Origin of the sequence: Nocardia sp. NPDC060220 (assembly GCF_042727815.1) — a bacterium.
Classification (GTDB): Bacteria; Actinomycetota; Actinomycetes; order Mycobacteriales; family Mycobacteriaceae; genus Nocardia.
The window spans coordinates 1-10,879 of record NZ_JBHWZY010000140.1; the positions used below are offsets into that span (position 1 = coordinate 1).

The 10,879-nt window shown below is 67.9% G+C and carries 10 protein-coding genes and 1 tRNA gene; 8 read left to right on the top strand and 3 right to left on the bottom strand.

All coding sequences use genetic code 11. The annotated features are described in order from the left end of the window. Positions 1-22: 22 nt before the first annotated feature. Complete coding sequence (locus tag ACFWF3_RS09905) at positions 23-487, bottom strand: GatB/YqeY domain-containing protein (protein WP_378994328.1); 465 nt, start codon at positions 485-487, stop codon at positions 23-25. 122 nt (positions 488-609) lie between these two features. Between ACFWF3_RS09905 and ACFWF3_RS09910 the strand changes: the two genes are divergently transcribed. The 5 genes from ACFWF3_RS09910 (at position 610) to atzF (ending at position 6,142) form a co-directional block, all read left to right on the top strand. Continuing rightward, on the top strand, positions 610-1,572 hold the full coding sequence (locus ACFWF3_RS09910) for a metallophosphoesterase (RefSeq protein WP_101464816.1): 963 nt from the start codon (positions 610-612) through the stop codon (positions 1,570-1,572). A gap of 49 nt (positions 1,573-1,621) precedes the next feature. Further along, a complete protein-coding gene (locus ACFWF3_RS09915) occupies positions 1,622-3,205 on the top strand; it encodes a hypothetical protein (RefSeq protein ID WP_379313306.1) in 1,584 nt (527 codons plus the stop codon). Positions 3,206-3,272: 67 nt separating this feature from the next. Beyond that, a tRNA-Pro gene (locus tag ACFWF3_RS09920) sits at positions 3,273-3,346 on the top strand. Positions 3,347-3,729: 383 nt separating this feature from the next. After that, positions 3,730-4,434, top strand: coding sequence for a GntR family transcriptional regulator (locus ACFWF3_RS09925; protein ID WP_378994332.1), 705 nt, complete (start codon positions 3,730-3,732; stop codon positions 4,432-4,434). Between the two features lie 10 nt (positions 4,435-4,444). Further along, positions 4,445-6,142 carry an allophanate hydrolase gene (gene atzF, locus ACFWF3_RS09930; protein WP_379313308.1) on the top strand — a complete coding sequence of 566 codons (1,698 nt, stop codon included), beginning with the start codon at positions 4,445-4,447 and terminating at the stop codon, positions 6,140-6,142. Here the strand turns inward: atzF and ACFWF3_RS09935 are convergent. After that, positions 6,099-6,767 (bottom strand): arsenate reductase ArsC, encoded by a 669-nt coding sequence (locus ACFWF3_RS09935; protein ID WP_379313310.1) that lies wholly within the window; start codon positions 6,765-6,767, stop codon positions 6,099-6,101. The genes atzF and ACFWF3_RS09935 overlap by 44 nt on opposite strands. Before the next feature lie 762 nt (positions 6,768-7,529). On the opposite strand from ACFWF3_RS09935, the gene ACFWF3_RS09940 reads away from it, so the two are divergent. Together ACFWF3_RS09940 and ACFWF3_RS09945 are read left to right on the top strand one after the other, a co-directional pair. Continuing rightward, on the top strand, positions 7,530-8,768 hold the full coding sequence (locus ACFWF3_RS09940; protein ID WP_379313311.1) for an APC family permease: 1,239 nt from the start codon (positions 7,530-7,532) through the stop codon (positions 8,766-8,768). Between the two features lie 75 nt (positions 8,769-8,843). Then, positions 8,844-10,187: a serine hydrolase domain-containing protein gene (locus ACFWF3_RS09945; protein WP_378994341.1), complete on the top strand. Its 1,344-nt coding sequence runs from the start codon at positions 8,844-8,846 to the stop codon at positions 10,185-10,187. On the opposite strand, the gene ACFWF3_RS09950 is transcribed toward ACFWF3_RS09945, so the two are convergent. After that, a complete protein-coding gene (locus ACFWF3_RS09950) occupies positions 10,184-10,591 on the bottom strand; it encodes a nuclear transport factor 2 family protein (protein ID WP_379313312.1) in 408 nt (135 codons plus the stop codon). The genes ACFWF3_RS09945 and ACFWF3_RS09950 overlap by 4 nt on opposite strands. A 91-nt stretch (positions 10,592-10,682) precedes the next feature. Here ACFWF3_RS09950 and ACFWF3_RS09955 point away from each other — a divergent pair. Further along, on the top strand, positions 10,683-10,879 hold a 197-nt coding region (locus ACFWF3_RS09955), incomplete at its 3' end, for a helix-turn-helix domain-containing protein (protein WP_379313313.1).

Below are 10,879 nucleotides of genomic sequence, written 5' to 3' on the forward strand. Positions count from 1 at the left end.
GACGGCGGCCTTTGCTCGTTTTCTACAGCCGGGCCTTGACCGCGGCGGAGAGCCGCGAACCGTCGGCCTTGCCGTCGGCCAGCGCGGTGGCCGCCTTCATGACCTGACCCATCTGCTTCATTCCCGGACGCTCACCGAGCTGCTCGGCCACCTCCGCGATCGCGGTGTCGGCGACCTGCGCGACCTCGGCGTCGTTGAGCTGGGTCGGCAGGTACTCCTCGATGATCTCTTCTTCGGCCCGCTCGTTCGCGGCCAGTTCACCGCGACCGTTCTGCTCGTAGATCACGGCCGCCTCGTTGCGCTTCTTCGCTTCCTTCTGCAAGAGCGACACGACATCGGCATCGGAGAGTTCGTGCGCCTCCGTACCGGAGACCTCGGAAGTCTGGATAGCGGCGAGCAGCATCCGCAGGGTCGCGAGACGCAGTTTGTCCTTGGCTTTCATCGCGGTGGTCATATCCGCGCGCAGCTTGGCTTTCAGTTCCGACATGCGGTTTACCGTAGTCGTTCGCTCAGTGGAGTCCCATCACATTTTCGTCGCAGCGAAAATTCCAGACCGTTTGTGCGGAAACACACGCGCCGATCCGGGAGGGGGTCGCCTATGCTGGGCAAATGCCCGTTATCTCGACGTCCGCTGTCCGCCGAACCGCGTTGGGAGCCGCCGGGGCCGCCGTCGCAGGCATCGGCTACGCCACGCTGATCGAACGGAACGCGTTCGTCCTGCGCGAAGCCACGATGCCGGTGCTCGCGCCCGGTTCGCCGACGTTGCGCATTCTGCACGTCAGTGACCTGCACATGATGCCGGGCCAGCAGCTCAAACAGCAGTGGCTGCGCGAACTCGACCGCCTCGAACCCGACCTGGTCGTGAATACCGGCGACAATCTTTCCCATCCCAAGGCCGTGCCCGCGGTGGTGCAATCCCTCGGTGCGCTACTGGCCCGACCCGGCTTGTTCGTGTTCGGTTCGAATGACTATTTCGCGCCGGTGCCGAAGAATCCGCTGAAGTATTTCAAGAAAGATCACCGTCGCGTCTACGGCGATCCGCTGCCGTGGAAGGACCTGCGCGCGGCATTCACCGAGCGCGGCTGGCTCGACCTGACCCACACCCGGCGCGACCTCGAGGTGGCGGGCATCCGCATCGCCAGTGCCGGCGTCGACGACCCGCACCTGCAGCGCGACCGCTACGACACCGTCGCGGGCGCACCGAACCAGCTGGCCCAGCTCAGCATCGGTGTGACGCATTCGCCCGAGCCGCGCGTGCTCGACCGCTTCGCCGAAGACGGCTACGACCTGGTGCTGGCCGGTCACACCCACGGTGGGCAGCTGGTCGTCCCCGGTTACGGCGCGCTGGTCACCAACTGCGGTATCGACAAGTCCCGGGTGAAGGGTGCCTCGCAGTGGGGCGAGCACACCCAGCTGCACGTCTCGGCCGGCATCGGCACCTCACCGTGGGCGCCCTACCGCTTCTGCTGCCGCCCCGAGGCCACGCTGCTCACCTTGGTCGGCGCCCAGCCCAAGCGGCCGTCCGCCGACACCGGCTTCGGCATTTCGACCTCGGAGGCCGTCGCCCGCTAGGGTCTGGCTCCGAACGACATTGTCATTGAGGTGTCATCAGGAGACGACCGTGAGCAGTGGATCCGACGACAGGCGCGACGACCCGACCGTATTCGGCGGGCCCGGCGCCCCGAACCAGCCCGACCAGCAGTGGCAGCGGCCCGGTTCGCCGGATCCGGCTGCGGAACAGCCGAATCCGGGCGCACCAGATCCCACCGCGGTATGGACGCCGGGCAGCACCGGTCTCCCTCCGACCCTGCGCTGGGACGGCTCCGGGCCACCACCCGGGCTTCCCGAACCCACGCAGTGGGCGCCGGCGGGTCCGCAGGATTGGCAGGATTCCGGTAATCCCGCTGCGGGACAGCAGGTTCCGCAGCCGGGACAGGCCGACCCCACCCAGCTGCGCCAGCCGGCACCCTGGCCCGGGGCGAATCCGCCTGTGGGCCAGCCGGGTTCGAATCAGCCTTGGCAGCCCGGCATGAATACACCCGCCGGACAACCTGGCCAGCCGTGGCACCCTGAGGCCCCGCAACCGGGCGGCCCGGTAGCTCCCGGCGCCAATTTTCCTGGCGGACACCCTGGTTCGAATCAGCAGTGGCTACCGGGCATGAATCCACCTGCCGGACAACAGCCTCCGGGCCAGTGGGGCGCGCCGGTGCCTCCCGGTCAGCAGTGGGGCGGTCCCTCGGCCGGTGCGCAGCAGCAGTGGGGCGCCCCGGCGAATCCGCCCGGTCAGCAGCAGTGGGGCACGCCGGCCGGGCAAGCAGACCCGACCAGAGTCGGCGCACCGGGCTGGCAGCAGGCACCGCAGCAATACGGCGAAATCCCCCCGCTGGATCACCAGGGCATCCAGCCCTACGGCCAGCCGCTCCCGCCCAACCAGAAATCCGGGAACAAGGCGGCGATCTGGGCCGCGGCAGGTGTGGCGGCGCTACTTCTGGTCGGCGGCACGATCACCGCGGTCGCGCTCACCCGCGGCGACGACGCACCGACGACCACCGCGGGCGGCGCTCCTTCGATGGTCAGCGCCCTGTCCACCACCCCGGCACCGGCCTCGTCGAGCAAGCCCAAACCCAGCACCACCACCCCCTCCCCCTCGGGCGCCGCGTCGAATCGCAAACCCCTGATCGAGGGCTACCAGGTAGTCGCCTCCCCGGACCGTGGCGCCGCCTACGACGTCCCGGCAGGCTGGAAGGTCGCCACCGAAACCACCATCGGCGGCGTCGGCGAACCCCCGGGCGACTCGGTGATCGGCAAAGGCTACGCCTCCGACGGCCGCGACTACTGCCCGAACTCCACCCGCACCATGTCGCTGCTCACCGGCTCCAAGAACGCCGACAACGCCGCGGCGGGCGCCGAACTCGGCACCAAGGCCGCCCCCCTCGCCTACCAGGGCTCGAAGGGCACCCCCGGCCCCGCCCAGCCACTGAAGTCGATCGACGGCAAAACCGAGGGCATGTTCACCGAGACCACCGGCACCGTCCCCGCCCCCAAACCCGGCTGCGCCGGCACCTACTCCGTCTACACCTACGCCTTCAAAGGCGCCAAGGACGGCAGCTTCGTCATGGTCATGATCGCCGACACCGGCGTTCCCGGCGCCATCGACGCCGCCGAGGCCAAGCGCATCTTCAGCTCCATCAGATCCCTCGACTAACCCCCATCTGACCAGCCAATTTAACGTTTCACGACCCCACGTTGTAAGCTACTTCAGGTTCGCCTCACGGGGTGTGGCGCAGCTTGGTAGCGCGCTTCGTTCGGGACGAAGAGGTCGCAGGTTCAAATCCTGTCACCCCGACGTGTTGGTTGAGACACAGAAGAGCCCCTGATCAGTTCACTGGTCAGGGGCTCTTCGCTTGTCTGTGGGGGTTTGCGGTCGAGGGGGTTCGGCCAGCAGATGGTGAGGGCCGTGAGGGAGATCAGGCCGAGGATGAGGGCCAGGATGGTGGGGCACATGGGGGTCGCCCTTCCGGGGTGAGCGGAGTGGGAGCGCGGCGGTGGGCTCGTGGTCGAGTGTGGGCGCCTCCATGGCGAACGGGGTTGCCTGCGTGTTCGGGGTTGGTTGAGAAGTTCTCCCCACGCGAGGTTGCGCGTGGTGAGGGTGTCGGTGTGAGCAAGGGATAACCTGCCGCTTACTTTCTGTCACTTGATAGAAATTCGCGGTCGATAGCGTATACACCCATGTCGACAAGGGTGGATGCACCGGCCGAGGGCTCGGGAAGGCCGTTGCGCGACGTCGTGTACTCGACGTTGCGGGGGGAGTTGATGAACGGGGACATCCGGTTCGGGGAGCGGCTCACCGAACCCAAACTGTCGACCAGGTTCGGAATCTCCCGCACGCCGGTTCGGGAAGCACTCACCATGCTCTGCTCGGACGGGCTGTTGCAGCGCGAGGAGTTCGGGTTCAGTCCGGTGCGGCCGAGTGTGGCGCGGATTCGCGATCTCTACGAGCTGCGGCTGACCCTGGAACTGGGTGGCATGACGCGGGTACGAGCGGATCCGCGGATCACCCACGACACCGCGCTGCTCCACGCCGAGCGGCAGAAGTGGCTGGCGCTACAGGCCGACCCGCCCGCCCAGGAGCCGGGTTTCGTCGTCGTCGACGAGGAATTCCATGTCGCCCTGCTGACCGCGGCGGGCAATGCCGAGATGGTGCGCGCCCTGGTGGCGGTGAACTCCCGGATCCGGCATGTCCGCATGTACGACTTCATGATCAACAACCGCATCGAGACCACGATCAGCGAGCACCTCGGCATTCTCGACGCCGTCCTCGCCGGTGATCTCACACTGGCCCAGCAGCTCTTGCACACCCACATCGGCGATTCGCTGGATGTGGTGCTCGAGCGGATCTCGCGTGCTGTCGCCGCCATGTCGCTGAGTGAATAGAGGAGCGTTTATGTCTGCCACCCCGACCGCACGGGTCGCCGCCGCCTACGCACGAATCGCCGAGGTGGATCGGCCCGAGGTCTGGATCACGCTGCGCTCCCAGGAGGTGCTGACGACCGAAGCCGTCGACCTGGAACGCCGTGTCGCCGCGGGCGAGCAGTTGCCGCTGGCGGGCCTGCTCCTCGCGGTGAAAGACAACGTCGACGTGGCCGGCTTGCCCACCACCGCCGCCTGTCCTGAATTCGCTTATGAGGCAACGGAAACTGCGTCGTCGGTGCAGCGGCTGGTCGCGGCGGGCGCACTGGTGCTCGGCAAGACCAACCTCGACCAGTTCGCCACCGGGCTCGTCGGCACGCGCAGCCCCTACGGCGCCGTCCGCAACGCCCTTCATCCCGAATTGATCTCCGGCGGTTCGAGTTCCGGTTCCGCGGCGGCGGTCGCGCTCGGCATCGCCGACCTGGCCATCGGCACCGACACGGCGGGTTCGGGACGCGTACCCGCCGCACTGCACGGTATCGTCGGCATCAAGGCCACGCTCGGCGTGATCCCCACCCACGGCGTCGTCCCCGCCTGCGCCGACTATGACGCGGTCACCATTTTCGCCGCCGACCTGGACCTGGCGGTCACCGCCGTGAAGACGATGGCGGGCAAGGACTCTCGCGACCCACGCAGCCGTGAATGGCCCGCCGACGTCCGCCTGGCGGCATCCGCCGAGCCCGAGATCGCCATCCCCCGGCCCGAAGACCTCGAACCGCTGAGCCCGGCCTACCGAACGGCGTTCACGGAAACTGTCGCGGCCCTGCGTGATCACGGCCTGCGCCTCACCGAAATCGATATCTCGCCACTTCTCGACGCGGCCCGACTGCTCTACGACGGCGCGATAGTCGCCGAGCGGTACGCGGCGGTCGGCGAGTTCGTCGACAAGGGCGCACCGGGTCTCGACCGCACTGTCGCCGGAATAATCAGCGCCGCACGAGCACTCGACGCGCACACGTTCGCGCAGGACCTGGACGGCCTCGCCCGAGTCCGCACCACCGCGACAACGCTGCTCACCGGCTTCGACGGCCTCCTACTCCCCACCACCACCGAACACCCGTCGATCGCCGAAGTGGAAGCCGACCCGCTCGCGATCAACCGCCGACTGGGCACCTACACGAATTTCTGCAACCTCCTCGATCTCGCCGCCGTCGCGATCCCCGGCAAGCCCACCGCCGATAACCTGCCGTTCGGCGTCACGATCGCAGTCCCCGCGTTCGCCGACCAATCGGCGGTCGACCTCGCCGCGCGCATCCTCGGCACCCCGGCGCCGCTGCTCGTGGAAACCGGTGTGCCCCTTGCCGTGTTCGGCGCCCACCTGCGCGGCCAACCGCTGCACTGGCAACTCGAACAACTCGGCGCCCGTTTCGCCGGCGAGATCGCCACCTCCGACGCCTATCGCCTGACCGCTCTCGACACCACCCCGGCCAAACCCGGACTGGTCCGCCACGGTGAGGGACACGGCGCACCGATCCTCGGCGAACTGTTCCTCGTCTCCCCCGCGGGCCTCGGCCGATTCCTCGCCGAACTACCGCCGCCGATGGCCCTGACCAGTATCGATCTCTCCGACGGGCGCGCGGTGGTCGGCTTCGCGTGCAGCTACGACGCCGCCGTCGCCGCCACCGACATCACGCGGTACGGGAGCTGGGTGGCGTATCTACGGGATCGGTGACGTCGATGCCGAGCTCGGCGAGCAGGCCCGTCACGCGATGGCCGATGTCGTCGCGGATGGGCCGCACCTGCTCGGTCTCGAGGCCGGCCGGATCATCGATGATCCACTCCACGTAGCGCACCCCGGGTACCAGCGGACAGGTATCGCCGCAGCCCATCGTGACGATCACATCGGCGGCACGGATGATCTCGTCGGTCCACGGTTTCGGGTACTCGCGTGAGATGTCGATGTCGACCTCCGCCATCACCGCCACCGCGGCCGGATTGAGCTGCCCACTCGGCACCGACCCGCCCGACCAGGCCACCGCTCGGCCCAGCGCCAGCTCTTCGAAGAATCCGAGCGCCATCTGCGACCGGCCCGCGTTGTGGGTACACAGGAACAGCACCGTCGGACGCGGCCGGGCCACCTTGCCCTCGATCTTGGCCAGCGCCTGCAACCGCTGGCGCCCGAACCGCTCGGCCAGCAGCGGTAGGTACAGGGTCACCGTCGCCCGAGCAGCGAAATTCTCGTAGGAGGAATGCAGGAAACGGTGGATCGTCTCCAGCTCGAACATCGTCGCGAATTCTTCGCGCAGCCGCGCCTCGGCACGGTCGAGCACGTCGGAGTGCTCCGCTATTTCGACCACCCCCCAACACTTACCCGAATCCGGGCCATACGCAAACGCCCGGGCCGATCACCCCTCGATCGACCGGCCCGGCACGCGTACTCACCGACACAACGTGGAACATCTTCGGCCCAGCCCGTCGGTGTGGTTACCGTCGGCAGTGCGTCTTCAGCATCTGGAAGAGCCACCTTCTGGTCTGCACCGCCGGGTCCGACCGATCACCCCTCGAGACCGATCGGACCCGGTTGTTCCGGTGTCTGAAGCAACAATGCGGTGTCGGTCTCTAGAGCTTCTTAAGAACAACTTGTCGGCGAAGTCGGGTTTTCGGCGATGATAGAAGTACCGACGCAAGGAGATCGACCATGGAAACCGCGATCGTCTGGTTGCTGGCAAGCCTTCTGTACTGGTTCAGCAACTTCTGATCCCCTGACACCGTCCACGAGAGAGCCCGGAATCAGGCCCTTCGCCCACCCATGAGACGAGGCAGGTACGCGTATCGCCGTACCTGCCTCGTGCCGTTGTGTGGATCACATCGAGCCGCCGGAATAGTTCACCGGCAGCAGCGGTTGGACTCACTGTCGACGTCCGAACAGCCCCGGGCCTCACCCCATTTGTCGCTACGAGCGACCACCCGCCGAGAGGCGCTTGTGGGGCGTCGGCACCCTGACGGGCCGTCCTCGAGGCGGCCCATCGACTCGAACGCCGCCAGGTCACCCTCATCGACCTGGCGGCGTTTGCCGTATCCGGGTCGCGGGCCACGCGCGCGTGCTCGAGGATGGGTCCATGACTTCGGATGGGCAGTTGCGGCGGGGGCTGGGGTTGGGGGATTCAGTAGTGGTGGGGCTGGGGGCGATGGTGGGGGCCGGGGTGTTCGCGGCGTTGGGCCCTGCGGCGGGGGTGAGTGGGTCCTGGTTGCTGGTGGCCTTGGGGGTGGCCGCGGTTATCGCCTATTGCAATGCGATGTCGTCGGCGCGATTGGCTGCGTTGTATCCGGTGTCCGGAGGGACGTATGTGTACGGGCGGGAACGGCTGGGGGCGTTCTGGGGGTATCTGGCGGGGTGGGGGTTCGTGGTCGGCAAGACGGCGTCGTGCGCGGCGATGGCGTTGACGGTGGGGAGTTACGCGTGGCCTGAGCAGGCGCACGCGGTGGCGGTGGGGGCCGTGGTGGCGGTGACGGGGATCAACTATGTGGGGGTGCAGAAGTCCGCGCTGGCTTCGCGGGTGATCGTGGGCGTGGTGCTGGCAGTGCTGGCGGCGGTTGTCGTGGTGGGAGTCGGTGGGAGTCGTTCGGGGGCATCGGTTCTCGACCAGGAGATCGGGCCGTACGGGGTGTTGCAGGCCGCGGGGTTGTTGTTCTTCGCGTTCGCCGGGTACGCGCGGATCGCCACGCTCGGCGAGGAGGTGCGTGCGCCGGAGCGGACCATTCCGCGGGCGATCATGCTGGCGCTGGCAGTGGCATTGGCGGTGTACGCGCTGGTGGCGGTGGCCGCGTTGCTGACGTTGGGGTCGGGTGGGCTGGCGGCCGCGCGTGATCCGCTCGCGCAGGTGGTCGAGGCGGCGGGGGCGGGATGGCTGGCGCCGGTGGTTCGGGTGGGTGCGGTGCTGGCAGCGGCGGGTTCGCTGATGGCGTTGGTCCTGGGGGTCTCGCGGACCGCACTGGCGATGGCGCGCGACGGGCATCTGCCGCGGGCGCTGACGATGATCCATCCGAAATACGCGGTGCCGCATCGGGCCGAGCTCGCGGTGGGTGTGGTGGTCGCGGTGCTCGCGGCGACGGTGGATCTGCGCGCGGCGATCGGGTTCTCCTCGTTCGCCGTGCTCGCCTATTACCTTGTCGCCAACCTGTCCGCGGCCACGCTGACCGCCGCCGAGGGCAGGCCGCAGCGCTGGGTTCCGGTGCTCGGAGCGGCGGGTTGCGTGGTGGTCGGGTTCGCGTTGCCGATCGAGTCGGTGCTGGCCGGACTCACGGTCCTCGCGGCCGGCGCGGGGGTCTACGGGTTTCGCAGGGTTGCGGGGAAGTGAACATGCCTGTGATTAGGGGATTCAGCGGCCACGCTATACGGGTTACGGTGCGCGGCACGGGCTACTCTCGCCCGCATGCGGCACATCACGGGCGTTTTCGCGGGAACGATCGCTGCGGTGCTGGCCTCGGCGTGCCTATTCGCCGTTCCGGCGCACGCCGCGCCGAGTACGACCTGCGAGGTGACCTCAGGTCGCGACCTGGAGCGCGCCGAGCCCGAACAGGTGGGGCTGGATTCGGCGAAAATCGAAGCGGCACTGCAGTTCGCGGCCACCCGCAACCGGCTCAATGTCCAGATCTTCCGGCACAACTGCCTCGTCGGTGAGGGCCTGCGCAACGACGAGACCGGCAATACGCCGTGGAACGTCTGGAGCGTCACCAAGTCGGTGGTGTCGATGCTGGCCGGAATCGCTTCCGACGAAGGCAGAATCGATATCGCCGCCCCCATCGACCGCTACCTGCCGCCCGGACTCGGCGACGCGGCGCACCGGTCGATCACCGTCGAGAATCTGCTCACCGAGACCTCCGGCATGCAGGTGGGAGTGCTGTCCGAGGGCATCACCGCGGTGATCCCCATCGACCCGCACTCGGCGGTGCAGGCGCTGTCGGTGCAGCTGACCAACCCGCCCGGCACCACGTTCAGCTACAGCCAGCGCAATGTCGATCTGCTGTCCTACGTGATCGAACTGGCCGTCGGCGAACCGCTACAGCAGTTCGCGCAGCGGGAATTGTTCGACCCGCTCGGCATCCCGCGCAGCGACTATTACTGGGCAAGTGACCGATCCGGCCATACCTACGGCTACGCCCATCTCCTGCTGCCGCCCAACGACCTGGCCAAGATCGGCCTGCTCGTCTCGAACGACGGCCGCTGGGGCGCCGACCGGGTGATCTCCTCGGACTATCTGCGCAAAGCCCGCACACCGTCGGCGGCGAACAGCTGCTACGGCTACCTGTTCTGGCTGGGCGCCGATTGCAGCGAATCTCCCGACTTCCTGCCCCCCGACACGTTTTTCATGTCCGGACTCGGCCTGCAGAACGTCTTCTTCCTGCCGAGCCTGGACATGACGGTGATGTGGACAGGCCCGTTCGGCAACCAGACCGCCTACGGCCCGAGCGGCATCCTCGCCCACGCCGAAGAACTGCCCCACGAGTTCTTCCGCCGTCTGTTCGCCGCCGTCACCGACGCCGCGGTGCCGATCGCCGAACCGTACGTGGAGCCCCCGCTGGAATTCGACGCGGGCAAACTCATCGACGCCAACATCCTGCTGGCCGTATTCGGCATCGGCCCCGGCGCCTACCCCGGCTGCACCGTCTTCGATTGCCTCAACCAACCCCTGGCCGCACCCTTCGCCAGCATCCCACCGGGCTGCGCCATCCTGGCCTGCGTAGGCCACGACCCACGCACCCCGGGAATCCGCTAGCCGTTCACAGCCGCGGCGAGTCGGCCCGAGTCCAGATAGTCGCGAAACAGCACCACTTCCCCCTCCCGAACCCGGATCACCGTGATGGCGGAGCGCACTCGGATCCGCTGCGCCCCGGGCTTGGTCACCTCGACCTCGGTCTCGACCACCACGGTCTCCGGATCGTCGGTGGCGTAGATACGGGGATGAACCGCGTGGATCCGGACCGATGACGTGGCGGCCCAAGCCTCTTCCAGTGCGGCGCGGATCGCCGCCCTGCCCTCGATCCGATCTGGTGCGCCCGGCGGCGTGAACGGCAGCTCGAAAACGCCGTCGGCGGCGAACGACTCAGTGAACGCGGCCGCGTCGCGGGCGGGGAGAACGGCCATGAGCCGTTCGGCGACCTGGACCGGAGTGGGGATCATCGGCAGCCTTTCGATGAAACGGAACGATGGACCCGCTTATCATCCGGAACGCTCGCCCCGCTTGTCAACGGCCGCGCATACAATCACAGCCGTGACCGACGAACCACGCCCGCTGCGCGCCGATGCCCGCCGCAACCGCGAACGGGTGCTGGCCGCGGCCCAAGAAGCCTTTGCCGCCGAAGGGATTTCGGTTCCCCTCGACGACATCGCCCGGCGCGCCGGCGTCGGCGCGGGCACCGTCTACCGGCATTTTCCGACCAAGGAGGCGCTGTTCACCGCCGCGATCAT